This window comes from Kitasatospora sp. NPDC034035 (genome assembly GCF_055575755.1).
Map to the genome: position 1 here is coordinate 132,550 of NZ_JBVISA010000018.1, position 19,430 is coordinate 151,979.

Annotated in this window: 19 protein-coding genes and 2 pseudogenes; 6 read left to right on the forward strand and 15 right to left on the reverse strand. The window is 72.6% G+C overall.

Annotated elements, in window-relative coordinates; translation table 11 throughout:
* Positions 1-63: 63 nt before the first annotated feature.
* Positions 64-1,593: a hypothetical protein gene (locus ACZ52J_RS25020; RefSeq protein WP_465621850.1), complete on the reverse strand. Its 1,530-nt coding sequence runs from the start codon at positions 1,591-1,593 to the stop codon at positions 64-66.
* A 301-nt stretch (positions 1,594-1,894) separates the two neighbouring features.
* Between ACZ52J_RS25020 and ACZ52J_RS25025 the strand changes: the two genes are divergently transcribed.
* The gene (locus ACZ52J_RS25025; protein WP_465621852.1) at positions 1,895-2,518 is read left to right on the forward strand and encodes a TetR/AcrR family transcriptional regulator C-terminal domain-containing protein; all 624 of its coding nucleotides are present in this window, start codon (positions 1,895-1,897) and stop codon (positions 2,516-2,518) included.
* Positions 2,519-2,654: 136 nt separating this feature from the next.
* Here the strand turns inward: ACZ52J_RS25025 and ACZ52J_RS25030 are convergent, their stop codons facing one another.
* Positions 2,655-4,445, reverse strand: a complete 1,791-nt coding sequence (locus tag ACZ52J_RS25030) for a SpoIIE family protein phosphatase (RefSeq protein WP_465621854.1) — start codon at positions 4,443-4,445, stop codon at positions 2,655-2,657.
* 430 nt (positions 4,446-4,875) lie between these two features.
* Between ACZ52J_RS25030 and ACZ52J_RS25035 the strand changes: the two genes are divergently transcribed.
* Positions 4,876-6,099: an ROK family transcriptional regulator gene (locus ACZ52J_RS25035; protein WP_465621938.1), complete on the forward strand. Its 1,224-nt coding sequence runs from the start codon at positions 4,876-4,878 to the stop codon at positions 6,097-6,099.
* A gap of 116 nt (positions 6,100-6,215) precedes the next feature.
* On the opposite strand, the gene ACZ52J_RS25040 is transcribed toward ACZ52J_RS25035, so the two are convergent.
* The gene (locus tag ACZ52J_RS25040; RefSeq protein ID WP_465621856.1) at positions 6,216-6,911 is read right to left on the reverse strand and encodes an alpha/beta fold hydrolase; all 696 of its coding nucleotides are present in this window, start codon (positions 6,909-6,911) and stop codon (positions 6,216-6,218) included.
* Between the two features lie 311 nt (positions 6,912-7,222).
* Entirely contained in the window at positions 7,223-7,999 is a 777-nt protein-coding gene (locus tag ACZ52J_RS25045) for an alpha/beta fold hydrolase (protein WP_465621858.1), read from the reverse strand.
* A gap of 61 nt (positions 8,000-8,060) precedes the next feature.
* Between ACZ52J_RS25045 and ACZ52J_RS25050 the strand changes: the two genes are divergently transcribed.
* Entirely contained in the window at positions 8,061-8,480 is a 420-nt protein-coding gene (locus ACZ52J_RS25050; protein WP_465621860.1) for a MarR family winged helix-turn-helix transcriptional regulator, read from the forward strand.
* 142 nt (positions 8,481-8,622) lie between these two features.
* On the opposite strand, the pseudogene ACZ52J_RS25055 reads toward ACZ52J_RS25050, so the two are convergent.
* From ACZ52J_RS25055 to ACZ52J_RS25065, 3 genes and pseudogenes are all read right to left on the reverse strand, one after another.
* Positions 8,623-8,937: pseudogene (locus tag ACZ52J_RS25055) on the reverse strand (transposase); the annotation flags it as partial.
* A 141-nt stretch (positions 8,938-9,078) separates the two neighbouring features.
* Positions 9,079-9,615, reverse strand: coding sequence for a hypothetical protein (locus tag ACZ52J_RS25060; protein ID WP_465621862.1), 537 nt, complete (start codon positions 9,613-9,615; stop codon positions 9,079-9,081).
* Positions 9,616-10,254: 639 nt separating this feature from the next.
* Complete coding sequence (locus ACZ52J_RS25065; RefSeq protein WP_465621864.1) at positions 10,255-11,187, reverse strand: LysR family transcriptional regulator; 933 nt, start codon at positions 11,185-11,187, stop codon at positions 10,255-10,257.
* Between the two features lie 117 nt (positions 11,188-11,304).
* Between ACZ52J_RS25065 and ACZ52J_RS25070 the strand changes: the two genes are divergently transcribed.
* From ACZ52J_RS25070 to ACZ52J_RS25080, 3 genes are read left to right on the forward strand one after another with little or no spacing between them, the layout of a single operon-like run.
* Positions 11,305-12,150 carry an alpha/beta hydrolase gene (locus ACZ52J_RS25070; RefSeq protein ID WP_465621866.1) on the forward strand — a complete coding sequence of 282 codons (846 nt, stop codon included), beginning with the start codon at positions 11,305-11,307 and terminating at the stop codon, positions 12,148-12,150.
* A 14-nt stretch (positions 12,151-12,164) separates the two neighbouring features.
* Positions 12,165-12,488 carry a hypothetical protein gene (locus ACZ52J_RS25075; protein WP_465621868.1) on the forward strand — a complete coding sequence of 108 codons (324 nt, stop codon included), beginning with the start codon at positions 12,165-12,167 and terminating at the stop codon, positions 12,486-12,488.
* Complete coding sequence (locus ACZ52J_RS25080; RefSeq protein WP_465621869.1) at positions 12,485-12,628, forward strand: hypothetical protein; 144 nt, start codon at positions 12,485-12,487, stop codon at positions 12,626-12,628. Before ACZ52J_RS25075 ends, ACZ52J_RS25080 begins: the two co-directional genes overlap by 4 nt.
* A gap of 158 nt (positions 12,629-12,786) precedes the next feature.
* Here ACZ52J_RS25080 and ACZ52J_RS25085 read toward each other — a convergent pair whose 3' ends face one another.
* From ACZ52J_RS25085 to ACZ52J_RS25120, 8 genes and pseudogenes are all read right to left on the reverse strand, one after another.
* Positions 12,787-13,185 carry a hypothetical protein gene (locus ACZ52J_RS25085; RefSeq protein ID WP_360500333.1) on the reverse strand — a complete coding sequence of 133 codons (399 nt, stop codon included), beginning with the start codon at positions 13,183-13,185 and terminating at the stop codon, positions 12,787-12,789.
* A gap of 107 nt (positions 13,186-13,292) precedes the next feature.
* Complete coding sequence (locus ACZ52J_RS25090; RefSeq protein ID WP_465621940.1) at positions 13,293-13,883, reverse strand: DUF6817 domain-containing protein; 591 nt, start codon at positions 13,881-13,883, stop codon at positions 13,293-13,295.
* 78 nt (positions 13,884-13,961) lie between these two features.
* A pseudogene (locus ACZ52J_RS25095) lies at positions 13,962-14,861 on the reverse strand (ketopantoate reductase family protein); the annotation flags it as partial.
* Between the two features lie 37 nt (positions 14,862-14,898).
* Entirely contained in the window at positions 14,899-15,732 is an 834-nt protein-coding gene (locus tag ACZ52J_RS25100) for a hypothetical protein (RefSeq protein ID WP_465621870.1), read from the reverse strand.
* Positions 15,729-16,244, reverse strand: a complete 516-nt coding sequence (locus ACZ52J_RS25105; protein WP_465621872.1) for a hypothetical protein — start codon at positions 16,242-16,244, stop codon at positions 15,729-15,731. Before ACZ52J_RS25105 ends, ACZ52J_RS25100 begins: the two co-directional genes overlap by 4 nt.
* Positions 16,245-16,613: 369 nt before the next feature.
* Positions 16,614-17,144 (reverse strand): CbrC family protein, encoded by a 531-nt coding sequence (locus ACZ52J_RS25110; protein WP_465621873.1) that lies wholly within the window; start codon positions 17,142-17,144, stop codon positions 16,614-16,616.
* A gap of 193 nt (positions 17,145-17,337) precedes the next feature.
* Positions 17,338-18,498 (reverse strand): right-handed parallel beta-helix repeat-containing protein, encoded by a 1,161-nt coding sequence (locus ACZ52J_RS25115; RefSeq protein WP_465621875.1) that lies wholly within the window; start codon positions 18,496-18,498, stop codon positions 17,338-17,340.
* Between the two features lie 481 nt (positions 18,499-18,979).
* Positions 18,980-19,381, reverse strand: a complete 402-nt coding sequence (locus ACZ52J_RS25120) for a hypothetical protein (RefSeq protein ID WP_465621876.1) — start codon at positions 19,379-19,381, stop codon at positions 18,980-18,982.
* Positions 19,382-19,430: the final 49 nt, after the last annotated feature.

A 19,430-nucleotide genomic window follows, 5' to 3' on the forward strand; every position in this document is an offset into this window, starting at 1 on the left:
CGGGCCCGGCCCCGTCGGGATCCGGCGGGCTCGCCGGATCCCGACGGGGCAGTCGGCCCGGTGTCAGCTCTTCGGCGCGGCGGCCGGGCTCGCGGCCGGGCCGGCGTTGCTGTACGCGCCCGTCACGATCGGCCACTCGTGCTGGTAGATCTTGAAGGGCAGGTCCTTCTCGAACAGCGGGGTACCGAAGACGGCGATGCGGCCGAGCACGGCGCCGTCGATCTCGACCCCGCCGGAGAGGGCGGCCTTGCCCTGGACGACCGGCTTGCCGGCGCTGCTGTCGATGGTGACCGCGCCGTCCACCGCGGCCTTGAGGTACGGCTCGACGGTGGCCTTCACGCCCACGGAGTCGTACAGGGCGACCGAGCCGTCCGCGACCAGCCCGCTGCGCACGTTGGCCTTGCCGTCGAGCGAGGCCTTCACCGGGGAGATGGTGGTCTTGATCGGCTCGCTGGTGCCGGTCCAGCCGCCGGCCTTGGTGTAGTCGGCGTGGACGGCCCAGTCGCCGTCGGCGGCCTGGGCGACGTCGACGGTGACCGTGCCGTCGGCGGAGACCTCGGCGTAGACGGTGACGTTGACCGTGATCACGACCGGCACCTCGCCGACCATCACCGTGTAGGGGGAGGTGAGCGTGGCGATCGGTATCTTGACCTGGCTGATCGACTTGCTCAGGCCCGCGGTGACGCGCCAGTTCGCGTGCGCGCCGAGGTCGAAGCCGACCTTCGCCTGGTCGAGGCTGAGGAGGCCGCCGCCCTGGTAGGAGAAGGTGACGCTCGGGTCGAGTTCGATCGAGCCGGTGAGCTGGGCCTTCGCCCCGCCGGGCAGGTCGATGGTGTCGTCGGCGTCCAGCTTCAGCGCGGCGGAGGCGGAGCCGGCGGCGCCGTCGGCGCGGGGGACGTAGGAGACCTTGACGTCCTTGAGCTGCGGGGTGACCTTGATCTTGTGCGGGTCGAGCGCGGTCTTGACGTTCGCCCAGGCCTGGCCGAGCAGTTCGGAGATGGTGGCCGGGCGGGTGCTGACCTCGACCTTTCCGGCGGCGGCCGGCTTGACGGCGGTGACCGCGAGCAGGGCACCGTTCGGCGCGGCGGCCGAGGGCGGGCTGTCGATCACCTGGCCCGGCTTGACGGCGGCGGCGACCGCGGCCGTGGCGGCCGGACTCGGGGTGCCCTTGCCGCTGTCGACGACGGCGAGCACGGCCTTGCCGGACTTCTGGTCGTAGGCGGCGAGCTTGAGGTCGGGCGTGCCGGTCACGACGGCGGGCGTGCCGGACGGGGCGGGGGCGGGTGCGGCGGCAGCCGCCTTGGACGGGGACGACGGCGAGGACGAGGCCGGGGCCGGCGCGGGCACTGGTGCGGCGGCCGGTGCGGCGGCCGGGGTGCGGTCGGCGACGGGGGACAGCAGGGTCACCTTCGCGTCGCCGGCCGGAGCCGGGCCCTGGGCCTGGGCGGTGGACGCGGAGCCGGGGGCGCCGGCGACCGTGTCCGGGGCGGCGGCATCGGTGGACTGGACGGCCGGCGTCGTCGGGTCGCAGGCGCTGAGCGTGAGCACAACGGACACGGCGAGCGCGGGCAGCACGAGGGTGCGCATGTTCATGCGGAGGGTCACCTTCAGTGAATGTGGGACAGGAGAGGAGCAGCGCACCGGCCGCCATCCACCGCGAGAGTGTCAGGGGCATGCCAGGCGTCGCGTCGGCAAGGTCCACCGCGGGAGGAACGACAGGATTCCGGGGCGAAAAGCGCCTCGGATCGAAGCCCGGGGTGCAGGTGCGGCACCGGGCGCGATCCACCGGCGCCCTAAAACTAGAGCCAGTAGTTTTACCTGGTCGAGAACGTACACTAGTCCGTGATCACAGCACGCATCGGGGGTGGCGCAGCCGAAGGAAAGAGGAGAGACGATGGGCAGACCGCCGCGGTCGCTGCTGACCAGAGAGGGGATCATGCGGGCGGCCCTGGAGCTGGTCGACGAGGAAGGCGCCGACGCGCTGTCGACCACGCGCGTCGCGGCCCGGCTGGGCGTCAAGGGCCCGTCCCTCTACAACTACGTGGCGGGGCGCGACGAGATCATCCAGGGAATGTTCGAACTCATCGTCGCCGAGATGGACCTCGACCCGGCGGTCCGGCCGTGGACGACCGCGCTGGCCACCTGGGCGCGCGCCTACCGCGCCACGTTCACCGCCCACCCCAACGCCATGCCGCTGCTGGCTGCCCGTCCGGCCCAGTCGGTGGCGGCACTCCAGGTCTATGCCAACGCCTTCGCGATGCTGCGTGAGGCCGGCTTCCCGGAGGATCGCCTGCTGACCGTGACCATGGCCCTCAAGCAGTTCGTCATGGGCTCGACCCTCGCCCTCGAAGGACACCCACTGGGCACCGCACCGGCGGAGGACCTTCCGCCGGGACTCGAACCGTTCTTGAACCCCGCGCCCGACTTTCGCGAACAGGTCTTCGAAACCGGGCTGGCCCTTCTGATCCGGGGATTCCGGGACGAACTGGACGACCTCCGGGCCCAGCAGCCGAGCTGACGCGCCCGAAGCGCCGCGCCGGAGCCCTGACGACCCGCCGCCGCACCGGGCGTCGCGGCCCGTCGCCCGGCGCGGGCGCGTTCGACCTGCTCCGGGACGACGTCCACCTCGGTGACCGCCGCGAAGCGGAACCCCGTCAGCGCGGCCTGGCCCGGGCGGCGAGGAGGGCGATGTCGTCCTCGGCGGCGGGCGACGGGGGCGGGACGAGGGAGTGGAGGACGGCGTCGAGGAGGTCGTCGAGGTCGCCGGTGGCGGGCAGACGCAGCGCGGCGAGGCGCTCCAGGGAGGCGTCGATGTCCTCGCCGCGCCGTTCGACCAGTCCGTCCGTGTAGAGCAGCAGGGTCCGGCCGGGGTCGAGGGGGTGGGAGGTCTGCTCGTAGCCGCCGAGGCCGGTGCCGAGGGGCGGGCCGGTGGGGACGGGCAGCAGTTCGGTGGGCTGGTCGGGGGTGATCAGGGCGGGCGGCAGGTGGCCCGCGCTGGAGAGGGTCCAGCGGCCGCGGCCCGGGTCGGCGAGGGCGAGCAGGCAGGTCGCGGGGCGGGCGGAGTCGTCGGCCGAGATGACCGTGTCGAGCTGGCGCAGGATCCGGTGCGGAGGCAGGTCCATCCCGGCGATGTCGCGCAGGGCGGAACGGTAGTGGCTCATGTCGACGGCGGCCTCGACGCCGTGCCCCATGACGTCGCCCATCGCGAGCAGGGTGCGGCCGAACGGCAGCCGGACCGTCTCGTACCAGTCGCCGCCGACCACCGAGCTGGTGCCGGACGGCAGGTAGCGGGAGGCGAGGGCGAGGTTCTGGTGCGGGTTGCCGGGTTCGCTGAGCAGGGCCCGCTGAAGCTCGAGGGCGATGCCCTGGGAACGGGCGTAGCGGCGGGCGTTGTCGATACCGGTGGCGGCCCGGGCGGCGAGGTCGCCGAGCAGGACGGCCTCGTCGGCGGTGAAGGGCGGGGTGGCGGCGGTACGGCCGAGGGTGAGCAGCCCGACGAGGCGGCCGCGGGCGGCGAGCGGCAGGACGAGCAGGGAGGCGGTCCCGGCGGGGCAGGCGTCCTCCGGGCCGGGCTCGGCGAGCACGGCGATGGCGCCGGCGAGGCTGCGAGCGGCGGCCGATCCCTCCCGGTGCCGGATCGATTCGCCCGGGCGGGTCAGGTCGGCGAGCGCGTCGGTCAGGGCCGGGACGGCCCGCACGGCGGCGCGGTGCAGCCGCTGGGATGCGCCGCGGCCGGCCCGGGCGGGTTCGGCCTCGGGCGGCAGGACGTCGACGACGGCGAGGTCGGCGAGGCCGGGCACCGCGAAGGCGGCGAGTTCGGCACAGGTGGTGCCGATGTCGAGGGTGGTGCCGATCCGCTCGGCGGCGGCGTCGAGCAGCGCGAGACGGGCGCGGGCCTGTTCGAGCTCGCGGAGCTGCTCGCGGGCCGGGTCGGGGTCGTCCAGGACGACGACGATCACGCCGGTGGTCCGTCCGGCGTGTCGCAGCGGCCGGTAGCGCACTCGCAGGCCCGGCGGGACGGGGTGGCCCGCGCCCGCGCCGCCGGTGGCCTGTTCGCGATCGAGGCCGTCGGCGAGGACGCGGCGCAGCACGGCGGCGGCACCGGCGAAGGCGGTGGCCTCAGTGGTGCGGCCGAGCAGGTCGGCCCGGCGCAGGCCGGTGGCGGTGGTGAAGGCGGGGTTGAGGTACTGCCAGCGCAACCGCTCGTCGAGCACGGCGACGCCGACCGGGGCGGCGTCGAGGACCGCGCGGAGCAGGTCGGGATCGTCGCCGCCGGGGTCGTTGCCGTGGCTGCTGCCCGGGTCACCGTCGCGGGCACCGCCGTGGTCACCACCGGTGATCGCGCCGATCCTCGCGGCGAGGGCCGCCGCCGTCGCCGCCAGCGACCGGGTGCCCGGTGTCGCGGGCGGGGAGCCCTCTGCTCGGTTGTCGCGCCGGAAGTGCATACGCCCATGATCACGCGCCGGAGCGCGGCACGCCCACAACTGGACGAAACCTTGACCGGCCGGGGACGGTGTTGTAGCCGCAGCGGTGCCGCAGGAGCGAGGAACCGGGAGGGATGAGCCGCACGACCTGGAGCGGCGCCCGGGTGGCGTGCCGGAGAGCGGCCTGCGTCCGGCGGGCGAACGCCGGATGATCACCGGTCATACTGGGGCGTCGGCGCCCGACACCGGACGCCGCAGGCCGTGCCAGACCACCCGCAGACCAGCGTCAGACCCGTGCGAAACCCGTGCGAACCCGTGCGCGACCGTTCGAAACCGTGCGCGACCCGTGCCAGACCGCGTGACACTCATGCGCGACACTCATGCGCGACGCGTGCCGGACCGCGCGAGGCCCGTGCCGGAGACGTCCGTGAGCACCAGACCGGAGGAACCGATGAGCCCCCACCAGCCGACCAGTCGCCCGGCGGCCGGGGCCCCCGCGGTGCCCTGGAACCGGCAGCGGCTGCGCAGCAACAACGAGTGGCTGCTGCTGGAGCTGCTGCGCACCGGCGGTGGCTCCTCGCGTGCCCAACTGGCCCGGGACACCGGCCTGTCCAAGCCGACTGTCTCGGCCGCGCTGGCCGCCCTGGAACAGGCCGGGTTGGTCCGCGAGGCCGGGCGACTGGCCCCCGAACGCGGCCGCACCGCCGTGCTGTACGAGGTCGACCCGACGGCCGGGCACGTACTCGGCGTCGACATCGGCCGGGCCCGGCTGCGGGTGGCCGTCGCTGACCTCGCCGGGACGGTCGTCGCCCGCCGGGACGTGGCCAACCGCGGCCGTTCGGCGAACGCCGTCGCGGACGCCGTGGTCGCCGCCGCGCACGAGGCGATCGCCGAAGCGGGCCTGGCCGCCGGCGACATCGTGCACGCCGTGATCGGCACCCCGGGCGTGTGGGACGAGGAACGGCGCGGGGTGCGCTACGCCTCCAGCCTGCCCGGCTGGGGCCGGCCCGGGCTGTTCGACCGGATCGGGGAGGGACTGGGGACGGCCGTGTCGGTGGCCAACGACGCCAACCTGGCCGCGCTCGGCGAGTACACCCTGGGCGCCGGGCGCGGCAGCCGGATGTTCGCCTACCTGCTGGTCGGCACCGGCCTCGGGCTGGGCGTGGTCAAGGACGGCGAGCTACTGCTCGGCGCGCACGGCGCGCTGGGCGAGATCGGACTGGTGCCGCTGCCCGCCCGCCCCGACGAGCCGGTGGCGACCATCGAGCAGGAGGCCGCCGCGGACGCCGTGGTGCGCACCGCCCGGGACTTCGGGCTGGGCGGGGAGGGCACCGCGCGGCAGCCGACAGCGAAGCAGGTCTTCGAACTGGCCCGGGCCGGGGAGGCCGCGGCGCTCCGGGCCGTGGAGCGGGAGGCCGAGCAACTCGCCTACGCCGTCGCCGTGTTGTCCGCCGTGCTGGACCCGGACCTGGTGGTGCTCGGCGGCGGGATCGGCAGCAGCGCCGACCTGCTCCTGGAACCACTGGAGCAGGCCCTGCACCGGCTCGCCCCGATGCGTCCGACACTCGCGCCGAGCCTCCTGGGGGAGGAGGCGGTGCTCCTCGGCGCGGTCTCCACGGCGCTGGAGTCCGCCCGCCCCGAGGTGTTCGAGCGCCGGACGGCGGGGCTGCGCTGACGGCAGGACGGCGCTGAGGGTGGGTGCTGCGCCGACGACGGGGCTGCGCCGGCGGATGCGGTAGGGGTGTCAGCCGGTGGCCGGGGTACTCCGGCCAGGCTCGCCCGCGGCTGCCGTCACAGGCTCAGCAGCAGGTCCCGGACCGCTGCGGGCCGGGACAGGAACGGGTGGTGGCCGGTGTCGAGCTCGACGACGCGGCCGGCCCGGCGGGCGAACTCGCGCTGCAGCCGCGGCGGGGTGCCCCGGTCCTGGGCGCAGACGAGGTACGTCGAGGGCACCTGCTGCCAGGCGGCCGCCCCGACCGGCTGCCCGGTCACCCGCACGCTCTGCCGGGCGAGGTGGTCGGCGGCCTGCGCCTGGACCTCGGTGTCGCAGTCCTGAAGGAACGTCTCCACGAGCAGCTCGGGGCGGACGCCGAAGGTGCCGGCGCCCGCGTCGACGTCGATGAACGGGGCGGGGCCGCCGTCCCCGAACTCCGACAGGCTCTGCCCGACCTCGGGCAGGTAGCTGGTGACCAGCAGCAGGTGCCGCACCGACCCGATGCCCGCGGCGGCTTCCGCGGTGACGATGCCGCCGTAGCTGTGGGCGACCACGACGGTCGGCTCCTTACCGGTCTGCAGCACCTGCCGTACCGCGGCGACGTCCTCGGGCAGCCCCGGACCGTCGGCGCCGCCGGGCGCGCCCGTCTCACCGCAGCTCGGCAGCGCCGGGGCCACGCTCGCCACCCCCCGCTCGCGCAGTAGCTCGGCGGTGCGGTGCCACCACCACGACCCGTCCCGCACGCACGCCCCGTGCACGAACACGACCCTCATCGCCACCTCCGCGTCGGCCACTCCCGGGAAGAACAGGCCTACGATCACAGGTTCCCACGGGCGTCGATTCCCCTGCGGGCGGCGGAGGTCGGGCGTGGCGCGGCGGCGGTGCCGGTCGGAGTTCGGTGTGGTTCCAGTCGCCGGTGCAGCTGACCTGGCCGGCGACGCCGATCAGCAGCAGCGCTCCGAGAGCGTCCACCGGCGGCGGGTGCCCGCCGGGCCGACTGTGCGGCGGGCGACGCGCGAACCCGTCACCCGTCACCCGTCCGACAGTCGCCCGGCGGACAGCGGCTCTCGGCCCCGCTCGTGGGTCACCCGGCGGTCACGGGACGGGTGGTGGTCCGGTGCAGGTGGGCTTCGATCAGCGCGGACGTGGCCTCCGGCTGTTCGAGCTGCGGGAGGTGTCCTGCCCGGGGGACGAGTTCGAGGCGGGCGTCGCCGAAGGCGGCGGCGTAGGCCGCGCCGTAGGCGGGGGTGACGATGCGGTCGCTCTCGCCCCAGAGCAGGAGGGTCGGGACCCGGACGCGGCCGAGCCGGCGCAACAGCTTGGGGTCGTGCATGTAGGGGTCGCCTGCGAGCGTTCGCATGGTGGCCAGGTTGGCCTGCCTGCGGGCGAGTTCGCCGGGTGGCAGGTCGGCGGGGTCGACGTGGTAGCGGTCCGGGTCGTGCCAGGAGAGCTCGGCGAGCCCGCGGGCGTCGAGGGCGAAGACGTCGGTGATCGGCTCCGCCTCGACGTCGACGCCGACGGCGTCGATCAGGACGAGGCCGGTGATGACTCCCGCGCTGTCGCGGACGGCCATCTCGGCGGCGATCCAGCCGCCGAGAGAGGAGCCGACGACGAGGACGTCCTTGAGGTGGTGGTCGTGGAGGTGATGCAGGTAGGCGAGGGCGAGGTCGTCGATGCCGGTGAGCCAGGCGGGGCGCTGTGTGCCGTCCCAGCCGGGGTGGACGGGGGTGATGGTGTGCGCGCTCCTGGAGAGGTGCTCGGCGAGGCCGGCGACCGTGGCGGGGCCTCCGCCGCCGTGGAGAAGGAGGACGGGCCGGCCGGCGCCCGTCTCGGACAGGGTGAGGGACAGGTCGGGGTGCATGGCTCCACAGTAACTAAATATCTTTATATAAGCTAGCTTGGTTGTGCCGTAGGATCACTCCATGCATGGTGAGCTGCAGGAACTCGGCAGAGCGGTCAAGCAGACCCAGTACCGACAGCATCGGGCGCTCGACAGTGCCCTCGCGGCCGTCGGCACGACGCTGGCGCAGTGGGACGCCCTGCGCGCGATCAGCCGTTCACCCGGGGCCTCGGCGCGTGCGCTGGCCGTCGCGACCTTCCAGAGCGAACAGGCCTTCGGGGCGCTCGTCGGCCGCCTGGCCGCCCAGGGCCTCGTGGAGCGCCGCCCCGGGCACGGCCGCCGCATCGAGCACCACCTCACGCCCGCCGGTGAGCAGGTTCTGACGGCCGGCCATACGGTCGCCGACGAGGTGCTCGCCGACTGCTTCGCCCCCCTGTCCGAGGTGGACCGAGCCGCCCTGCTCGACCTGCTGAGGCGGCTCGCCGCCGGAGCGGGCGGATAAAAGCGGGTGGTGAGGTTTGGTAGTTGGCGGATCTCGATCTGCCAACGAGTGGGGAAACGGTGCGTAGGCCGCGTGGGAGGCGTGCTGGAATCGCACGACCGCCGACTCGGAGATCCTGACGCGGAGGGGGCTGACGGGGACGGCAAGCGGGGATCGGCAGGGCGGCACGTGTGCGTCGCAGCCGGGTCGGCTCGAGCCGGCCCCGGTCCAGCGCGGCGTACATCGCGCCGTGCCCGCGCCGGTGCTCGGCCGCCAGCGACAGGCCCACAAGCGTCTTGACCGGCCCCTCCGTGCACAACAGCGCGTCGGTGAGCTCGAAGAGCACATCCGCTCGCTTGTACAGACTCTTGGAGAACTCGACCCGAAAGCGGCACAGAGTGCCCAACGCGTCCCCTACGGGCGCGTCGGCGGGAAGACTCATGGGCAGCGGCCGTTCTCGCACTTCGTGACTCGACATCTCGAAGCGTGGAGAACGGCCGCCTCCGCTGTCCCGGAAAGAACCGCAGATCAGCAGGTCGGGTGACCAGCGAGGTTCAACGACAAGCTCAGCTCAGACGCCTCGCGTAACCGACGCATCCTCGGAGCTCTGGTTCCAACTTCAGGGGCCGACCCGGTCGTAGCGCAGTGACGTGCGACCGGCGGCGTCGGAGTAGATCTGGGCAACGGACGCTGTCCCGACTGCGTCGCTTCGGATGCCCTGCAGCCGGATCGTGGTCGGCCTGTTCACGTGGATCAGCTCGCTGATCGGTGCGGTCGCGTTACCGCCGGCCTGGGCGTTGCCGGGGTTCAGGTCGATGACCTGGTAGACGAGCCGCTCGCTGTCCGCGACGGCGGTGTTCGATGTGGCATCCCACAGCCGAGCGGTGATGTACGTGTTGACCGGGGGAACGCCTGCGAGACGGCCACGGACGTTCGCGTCGAGCTCGTAGGTCCCGGCCCGGGGCAGGGTGACCTCCAGCGGGGCGTCGGTCCACACACCGGGCGGCAGGTTGACCACCGTGTTGAGGTGGGCGATTCCTCGGACCGCCGTGGGCGCCGCGGGGGCCGCGGTGACGGTGGTCTGGGTTGCGACGGTCGTGGCGCCCACGAGCACGGCGACGGTTACGGCGGTAAGTCCGGTGCGCAGCGATGACATGATGCCTCCGAGACGGATGCCAGCGGAATGTGCCATCGCCAATGTAGGGACGCTCGCAAGGCGGGTGTATCACCCGGCAGGGTGATGCCCGCTTGCAAGTCGACGGTCGCGAGCGGGCGTGCGCCGGGAGCTCCCGGAGCGCTCGGCCATCGCCGTCTCGCGAGGCATCGGGCCTGGTCGAGGTCGCGGGCCCGCGGTCGGCGACGGCCTCGGCGGTGGCGCGGGTGGTCAGCTTCCACAGCCGGCGGGCGGGCGCGCCGGGCCGTCCCGCCCGTTCGACGCCGGCGTTGCCGACGGCGGGCCGGTCCAGGACCACGGTGACCGGACAGGTGTCGGCGGTCGCGGTGCGCACCCGCTCGGTATGCCCCACGACGACAGCACCCAACTCCTGGCACTGCTGGACGCGGTCGCACCGATCCGGGGACTTCGCGGACGCCCTCGGCGCAAGCCCCGACGCCTGGATGCCCCGTCAGGTCTGCGCTCGGCCTCTTCGGTGACTGCGGCGAGCGGTGACAGGTACCGGGCCTGCGGGTCGACGCAACGTTCTGAGACTCGCTCGGGTACGCCGTGTGCCTCCCGCCGAAGCAGACCCGTGCCGGAAGGCCGGACACGCCCACGCGAAGGGATGACCGGCTCGAATCAAGTGTGGTGCCGGAGCCGGTCGTTGAGCGCGGCACCGACGTCGGGGCAGTTCTTCCGGATGATGTCGAGGAAGGCGCGCAGCACTGGGGAGTGATCGCGGCCCGCGAAGGACAGGACGAGATCGGGCAGGGGCGTGCGCGGGGTCACTTCACAGAACCGCACTCCCGGACGCGGGACCGCCCTCATGCGGGACGGCCCCAGGCCGACGCCCACGCCCGAGGCGGCGAGGCCGATGATCGTGTGCACGTCCCTCGCGACGGTCGCGCCGGCGAGAGCCGATGAGTCCGTGCCCAGCAGGGTGCGCAGTCCGGCGACTACGGCGGGCTCGTCCTCGCCGGCCGACACGATCAGTGGCTGTCGCTGCAACTGGTCGGCCGTTACCGATTGTTGACCCGCGTACGGGTGCACCGTACTTACCACAGCGATCACGTGGTCGCGTCCGATCGGGACGGACACGAGATGCTCGGCTCCGGCGCCCCGTGGCGGGCCGAGGGTGAGGGCCACGTCCAGCTCCCCGGCGACGAGAGCCGAGCTGCTGCGGCTGGTCGCCATCTCGTGCAGTTCCAGTCTCACGTCGGGCCGTTCACGGCCGAACCGGCTCAGGACGCCCGGCAGCGGGTCGAGCAGTGCCGAGGCGATGAAGCCGAGGCGCAGACGTCCCGTCTCGCCGCGCGCGGCCCGGCCCGCATCGACCGTGGCCGCCGCGATCTCGTCGAGCGCCCGGCGTGCCCGCGCGAGGAACGCCTCACCGGCGGCGGTCGGGAACACCCCCTGACGTGTGCGGTCGAACAGCCGGGCCCCGACCTCGCGCTCCAGGTCGGCGATCTGCTTGGACAACGGCGGCTGCGCGATGCCCAGCTCGCCGGCCGCCCGGCCGAAGTGTTCGTGCTCGGCGAGAGCAACCGCGTACCGCAGGTGTCGCGCTTCCATGGCTCGCCCTCCATCCCATCGATCCCATCGGCTGCCGACAAGACCTCAAAGATATTGCCATGCCACTTACCAGATCTATGACTGGATGGCGCGGTGGGTCCTGTCTGGAATGGAGCCATGAAGAACGTATCTCTGACCGGCACCGTCTTCGTTTTCGTGCACGGCGCCTGGCACAGCTCCGGACAGTGGGCAGCGACGCAGCGCGCGCTGGCCGGACTGGGCGCTGCGAGCGTGGCCGTCGACCTGCCGGGGCACGGCTTCGACGCACCCCTGCCAACCGGATACCTGCTGCCCGGCCAGCCGGGCCTGCTGACCGAGAAGTCACGGCTCGCCCCCCTGACGATGGACGACTGCGCCGAGGCAGTACTGAGCGTCCTGCGCCAGGTGCGTCACCATCGCACTGTCGTGCTCGTCGCGCACAGCGCGGGCGGCGGTCCCGCGTCCCTGGCCGCGGAGTGGGCACCCGAGCTGGTGGACCGGATCGTCTACCTGTCCGCGTTCGTCCCGGGCGGGCGGCCGCGGTTCTTCGACTACCTGGGCTCACCCGAGAACGCCCCCGCGCTGGGCCGGAACCTGAACCTCGGCGACCCCGAGGCCCTGGGCGCCGTACGGATCAATCCGCTCTCACCGGATCCCGCCTACCTCGACGAACTGCGGGAAACCCACTACCACGACACCCCGCTGGACCGCTTTGACCGGTGGCGGTCCGCGCTGAGCCCTGATCTGCCCCTGGCGATCCCGACGGATCCGGTCACCCTGACCGCGGCACGGTGGGGACGAATTCCACGAACTTTCCTGCGCTGCGCCGAGGACCGGGCGCTGGCACCGGCCGCGCAGGACCTGATGATCGCGGAAGCCGACCGGGCCTTCCCCGGTAACCCGTTCACTGTGCATACCCTGCCCGGCAGCCACAGCCCGTTCGCAGCCCGGCCGGGCGAGCTCGCCGCGGTCCTCGCCTCGTGAGCCGGTATCGGCCCGTGAAGGGTTTCCCGTTCCTGAGCGCGGGCCGGCTCGCGGCCGGTGCCGGCGGGCGGCTCGTACTGCCGGTCGTGCTGTGCGCGACATCCGTGCAGTTGCTCAACGTCACCATCGCGCAGATCGCCGCCCCGGCGATCCGGGCCGACCCGGGTGCCGTGCAGCTGATGCTGGCCGGGTACACCCTGACCTCCGCCTCCGCGGCCGGTTCTGTGTCCGGGCTGTTGCCCACGGCTCAGCAGCTGGGCGGGTCGATAGGGTGGATGCGGCGGGGCTCGTCTACCTCGCACCCGCCGGCCCGGGCGCCGCGTTTCGGCACGCCATGATCTACGAGGCCGCCGTCTTCACCGTCACCGCGCTGATCAGCCTTCGGATGCGCGATCGGAACCGACCGGCCGCGCCACTGGCAGATGCGGCTATCTCGCCGCACGACATCCCCTGGGCGGCGGCGAAAAGAGCCTGGTAGGCAGTGTGCAGGAACATGCGGGTCAGGGCGGCGCCGAGGCAGAAGTGCGGGCCGGTGGCGACCGGTGGCGGTGGGTGCTCCGTGGTGCTCCCGGCCCGGTCGGTGCCCGGGCCGGGAGCGGCAGATCCTGGTAGCGACCGCGGTGTGGCGGGGGCTGGTCAGGCTGTGGCGCAGGCCTTGGTCACGTCACCGGCGGCGCTGGTGATCGCGCCGAAGTCGGGCTGCTGGTTGTGGGAGACCTTGTCGAGGGCATCGTCGACAGCCTTGGAGAGCTTGTCGGTGGCGGTGTCGAGCTTGCCCCCACCGTCCTGATGGATCTTCTTGGTATCGTCGACGATCTTCTTCAAAGCGTTGGTGGTGTGCTTGCGGCGCTCCTCGTCGGTGATCTGGCCGACGTTGACCGCTGAGTCCGCGAGGTCCTGGACATCGCCGGTGAGGCTGATCGCACGCTTCCCACAGTCGATGGCCTGGTCGGCGTTCTTGCACGCGGTGAACAACGGGGCCGCGACGAGCACCGCGAGTGCGGTGGCGGCCAGGCGGTACGGCTTTCTTGTCATGTCAGAATCCCTCCCGCCTGCACAACGCCGTTTTGCCGTACGGCGGTTCCGGCAGCGTGGATGAAGGGTTGGCAAAGCCTTTGCCCGTTACCGAATATGGCAATCAGTCAGTTTGCCTGGTCCGGACCGGGCGTTCCCGGTCCGAGGAGGTCGGTGCAGGCCTGCCAGGCGGCGGGCGGCAGGAGGTCGCGGGTGCGGGCGAAGAGCCCGTACAGGGCTGGTCCGTAGCGGGCGGCCAGGTCCGCGTTGTGAGCCAGGACGTCGAGTTCGTTGGCGACCGTGATGGCGAGGAAGGCCCGCAGGTCCTCCTCCGGCGGGGTGTGGTCGGCCCCGGTGAACCGGTCGCGGAACACCACCGGTTCGTCGACCCCCAGGCGCGGGTAGACGGCCGCCCGGTCGCAGCTGGCGTAGAGGTGGACGAGTGCTTCGCCGCGGTGGCCGATGAGGTCGACCAGGGTGTCCCGTCGGTCGAGCCCCAGCAGGGCCTGGTCGAATCCGTCGGTTCCGTACGCGGCGTGGCAGAGCCCGGCGGCCCGGACGGCATGGTCGCAGCCCCAGTTCGCCAACAGGCCTGCCACTCGGAGGAGATGGGACAGCAGCGTGCCGCCCGGGTGGGGGATCCGGTCGGTGCCGTGGGCGCGGAGGAAGGTTTCGACGCGGTCCCACGCGAGCGCGCTTCGGTGGTCGGAAGGCGTCACCTCGCGCGTCCTACTCGTTTCCGCCAGATTCTGATCGTTGGGGCCCCGCGCGGGTCCGCGCCCCGGCGGCCGTCCCCGCCCGGCGGCCTCTGACAGCTCGCCGACCAGTCGGGCGAGGGTCGGGACGGCCACCCCGTGCGTGCCGGCGGCCCGCAGGACGGCGCTGCCGATGGCGCCGAGCTCGGTCGGGCGGCCGGCCTCCACGTCGCGCTGCATCGAGGACTTCATCGCCCCGGGGACCCGATCGACCGCCGCGAGCAGGGCCTGCGCGTCGGCGGGCGCGCCGACCGCCCGGGCGACGGCGGTGATCTCGTCCAGCGCGGCGAGGAGTTCGGGCCGGTGCTCGGTGCGCACGGTGCCGACGTCGCTCGCATGGCGGGTGGTGAGCAGCGCCAACGGGGCGAGGAAGGAGAACTTGCTCCACAGCATCGCCGTCTCGTCCTCGCACAGCGTCACGGCCAGGCCGGAGTGCCGCAGTCGATCGGCGAACTCCCCGACGGGGGAGTTGGGTTCGCTGGGAGCGGCGAGTTCGACGGCGGCGAACGGGCTGGTGTGCTCGATCCGACCGGGCGCGGTGCGGGTGGCCTCGACCCGGATCGTGCCGGCCACGACCCGGGCGGCCGGGTAGCGCCGGCGTAGGACCGCCATGTGGTCCAGGCCGTTGAGCAACGGCACCACGATCCCGGTGCCGAGCACCTCGGGCGGCAGCCGGTCGAGGGCGGCCGCCAGGGCCGTCTCCTTGACGGTCACGAAGACGGCGTCGACCGGTTCGCGCAGCTCGGTGGCGGCCTCGACCGCGGCGGTGAAGTCGCCGAACTGCCCGCTGTGGACGTGTAGTCCGTCCCGGCCGAGGATGGTGGCGGTCTCCTCGCCCGCCAGGCAGACGACGCGGTGCCCGTCGCGGGCGAGCAGTCCGCCGATCAGTCCGCCGACGCCGCCCGGTCCGAGGATCGCGACGGTCAGGGGGGTGGTGGTCATGCTGACTCCTGTGGGTGAGAAGCGGGTTGGGGGGCGGTTACGGGATGTCCCAGAAGAAGCGGCCCTCCAGACCGTCCGGGCTGAGGAAGCCGAAGCCGTCGCCGTAACCGAAGTCGAGGAAGTACGGATCGCCCTCGTCCGGGGCGTCCGAGAGGGCGAAGAAGTACCGCCAGGGCGCGGGGACCTCGGCTTGGCCGCTCGGAAAGGACGGGAGACCGCCGACGTGGTCGTGCACGTGACCGCCGTCCGGGAACCGGACCTCGGGGCCCTCGCCGCGCAAGTACCGCTGGAAGACGGCCCGTTCGTCCATCGACCGGTCGAGGTCCTCAGGCAGCGGCCGCAGATCGAGGTGGAACTCGACCGGTGTCTCGTCGCCGTCCGGGTCGCGGCGCCACAGCGTACGGCCGCGGGTGTCGGGCGGGCCGATGACGGCGAAGGGCGGGATCCGCCCGCCCGGCTGGACGAGCAGCAGGGCGTCGCCCGCCTCCGGGTCGATGCCACCCGTGATCTCCCCCTCCTCCAGGAAGAGGTAGGCGAGTCGCAGCTCCTCGCCGGGGACGGCGAACTGGCCGATGAACAACAGTGGTTCACCGGTCGTCGGCGAGAGCGGCCAGGCGGGTTCGGCCAGCCAGCAGGGCTCGCCGCCGAGCTTGGGGACGGGAGCGGTGATCGGCCGCTCGGGCTCCCGCAGGACGAACTGCAGGCGGGGGAGGAAAGCGGCGTCGTGCGGACCGGTTGCGGTGCCGGTGGGCTGCGGGGTCGGCGAGGGCGACGAGGATGCCGGGGTCGGCGAGGGCGACGAGGATGCCGGGGTCGGCGAGGGCGACGAGGATGCCGGGGTCGGCGAGGGCGACGAGATTCGTGGGGTCATGGGGTGGCCTCGGCGGCTTCGTAGAAGGAGACGACGTCGAAGCTGAACGGCCCTTCGTGGCGCGGCTTCCGCCCCGGCGCGGCCGACCGGCCCGGCGCGTGGTGGCGGTAGAGGTGGAGCGGGTAGTGGTGGAGGGTGCCGCGGGTGGGATCGGGCACCGGCAACCCCTCGGCGCGCAACGCCTCGACCAGTTCGTGGGCCGGCCAGCCGAGCAGGTCGATCCCCCGGTAGCCGACCGGGCAGGCGGGCCGGTCGTCGCTCGGGTTCCGGCCGACGGTCACGCTGCAGAGGCGGTCGCGGTCGTCCGAGCAGAGGGTGACGCCCACCCCGGGCAGCTGGAAGGCCAGCGCCCAACGGCAGCCGCAGACGAAGGTGTTCCGCACGCCGTCGGGCAGCAGCTCGCCGTGCGGGGCCAGCAACGTGCGCACCGCCGCCTCGGTGAGGCCGAAGCGCACCTCGGGCAGCGGCGCGGGCAGGCGGACGCCGTGGCCGGGCAGCAGGTCGATGGTCACCCGATCATGGTCTCTTGCGAGGCGGGCGGAGGGGAGGCCGGGGCGGAAAATGGTGAGCCCGCGCCGCGACCGCTGTGGCGACCGGTTCCAGCGGCAGGCGAACCTCGCGAAGAACGACCGGGCCCACGCGTCAGGGTCAGCCCACTCCCGGGTAGTAGCCCCGTGGGTGTTCCGACAGCTGGGAGAGGGTCAGTTGACCCCCGCCCCGGCAGATCGGGCACACCTGTTCCCTGTGGCATTTCGATGCAGCCGGTCCGTCCGTGGGGCTCGCTGGGTACCCACCCGCGGCCGCCGCATCCGGAGCGCCACCCGGGGCCCTCGCACTCGTAGCGGAGTACGTGAGCTTGCTCTTCAACCTCTCGCCCGGGCCTACGTGGCGTCCGCGTATGCAAGGTGGGTGCCGCAGACCCGGCAACGGAAGAGGTAAGCGGTTGGCTGGCCGTTCCTGGTCAAGGCCCTGAGGTACTGCTCGGCCTGCGCCGAGGACCAAGGCCCGTGGCTGAGTTCCTGCCGAAGCGCTGCCCACGCTTCGGGGTGGTCCACAAGTTCGGTGGCCCCGGCGCTCCCGAGGAAGGCAGCACCGTCGCCGCAATGGATCAGCCAGCGTTCCTGCTGCCACCCGCTGAATCCTGGCGTGCGTTGTGTGATCGCGAAGAGCCGGTCCAGCGGCACGTCGTCGACGACGTCTGTGAACTGGGCCTCGAAGCGTTCGGCTGCGCTGCCGTCCGCGATGCACCACGGACACAACCGACCCCGAAGGTTCTCCGCTGCGTAGACCGGGCCGGCGTAGATGTAGCCACGGACCCGACGGCAGCAGATGCACTCTGCGCCGGACTGGACGATGGCGCCGGTGGCCATCGGGTCGGGGTGATACGGGAATTCTGGAAGCGGCTCTGTCACGGCGAGCGACCGTATCACCGCAGCGACGGCTGCTCAGCTGGACGACGCCGCGTACACCCACCAGCTCTCCGAGGTGGCGAGCTTGTTCGGTTCGGCGGGTTTCTCCCACGGGCGGCGGAGGTCGGTGGCCGGGGGCCGGGCGAGACGGACGGGGGCCCGCCCCCTGAGGCCCCCGCTGCGGCTCGCCCCCCGTCTACACCCTGCCGCAGGGCACCGGCTCGTTGTACGGGCCCGACGCCGTCGTACGGTTGCCGCACACGGTGACCGTTGACGAGTAGTTCTGCACGACAGCTTCCGCGCCGATGAACGTGTTGTGGATCACCTCGCCGCTCGGCACGCCGACCAGTTCGACCCCGGCGGCGAAACCGCAGCCGCCGGCTTGGATGGTGGTGGTGTTCCCGGAGACATCGGCCCGGGAGACGTTTCCGAGCGCGATCGTGGTGCCGAACGATCTCAGGGAGTTCCCCGTGACCTGTGCCGGGCCGTATTCGTTGCTCGGTGGAGCGATGTAGACCGGGGGATAACAGGTGACGGGGTCACTGGTCTGGACATTGTCGCGGAGGATGAACGGACCGGGTTTCACCCCGTAGTCGCTCGCCGCAGCCAGCAGCCCGAGGTAGACATCGCGGTAGGTGTTCCGGACGAGCGTCACGTCCCCGGTCCACACCGCGCCCTCGATCTCCACGTCGGTCATCCAGTAGCCGACGTTGCTCACGTCGTTGTGCTCGATCACGTAGTTGTGGCAGTTGTCGCACGAGAACGCGTGCCGGCCGGTCGTGTGGACTGTTGAGTCGCGGACGGTGACATCGCGCGGCGCCACGGCTCCGTTGCCCTGGCCGTCCCACGTTCCACCGGAGAAGAGCTCCACGGCGTCGCCCCAGGTGTTCTCGATGTGCAGCCGTTCGAGCAGAACGCCGTCGGCACCCCCGATCTTGACTCCGGCGTCGTGCTCCCGCGCCGAGTTGTAGCAGGAGGGCTGGCCGACCACCGCGCAGTGCTCGGAGAAATTCGTACCCTGCAAAGTCAGATCCCGGACAACGAAGCCGCCCCCGCGGTCGAACCAGAGCCGCGCGCGGTTGGTGCTCACGGGCGCGTCGACGGTGGCCTTGATGGTCGCGCCGCCGCCCTCGATGGTGATGTTCCTCCGCTGGGTGAAGGTGATCGAGCCGTTGGTCAGGTAACAGCCGTTGCGGGCCAGGCGGATGGTCGCCCCGTCGGGAACCCCGCCCAGCCAGGTGTTGAACGCATCGGTGACGTCCTGCGAGCAGTCGGAGGCCACGGGTGGCGTGACCGGCGCTGCCCGGGCCGTGCCCGTCGCCGAGACACTGGCCAGCAGAGCGAGCAGGAAGGCCATAGCGGTGACACGTCTCTTCACTTTCGTCTCCCAGGATGATCGACAATCCGTAAGAGCATCATCACGCTACGCAACTGCTCGGGCGCGTCGAGGACGCCCGTTCGCACCGCCCGAACTCCCGGCGTTCCTCTCCTCCTCGCATCGCCGAGAGGGGACACCCCGGATCCCGGCAGTCCCTTGTCAGGTCAGGCTCACAAGCAGGAACCAACCGGGTGTGACGGGAGACGGCCTCGGTAGCGGTGACCCTCGCGGGACGTTCGCCGCGGAACACGGCCGAGTAGTGGTAGCGCAGCGGCTCGTGCCAGTCGGCGACCGACGGCTCGTCGAGGAACAGCAGGCTGAGGTCGGCGCCGAGGCTCAAAGCGGTGATCAGCTCGACCAGTTGCCCACGCAGGGACCGACCCGGCCGGTCCGGTTCGTCACGTACTTCCGACGTCCCACCCACGGTGACGATCCGCCGTTCTCCGGGGGCGCGCGGAGGTCAGGGGGATGCCACGTGGGCGGCGGCGAGGAGGGCGGGAAGGGTGCCCCGGAAGGGGTGCATCAGGGCGCCGACCTCGTGCCAGAAGCCGGGGGCGGGCGGGTACGAGGCCATATGGCGGGCCAGGTGGGCGCGGGCGGCGGTGTGGAAGGCGGCGAGACCGCCGCCCGGCTCCTGGGCGTCGGCGGAGAAGGAGGAGGTCTGGCCGGCGTGGCAGGCGACGGCGGCGGCCGGGCGGGTATGGGCCACCGCTTGTTCGGCGGTGATCAGGCCGTCGACGAGTTCGGCGAGCGCGAGCGCGGGCGCGCGGTGGGCGCGGGGCAGCAGCGCGACCAGACAGCCGACGCTGAAGCGCCGCGCCAGGGTCGCGATCTTCCTGGCGTGTTCGCTCTCGGCCGTCATGACGGGGCCGCTGACAGACGGGGTGGGGGCGCGGGGTTGTCGGGTGGCC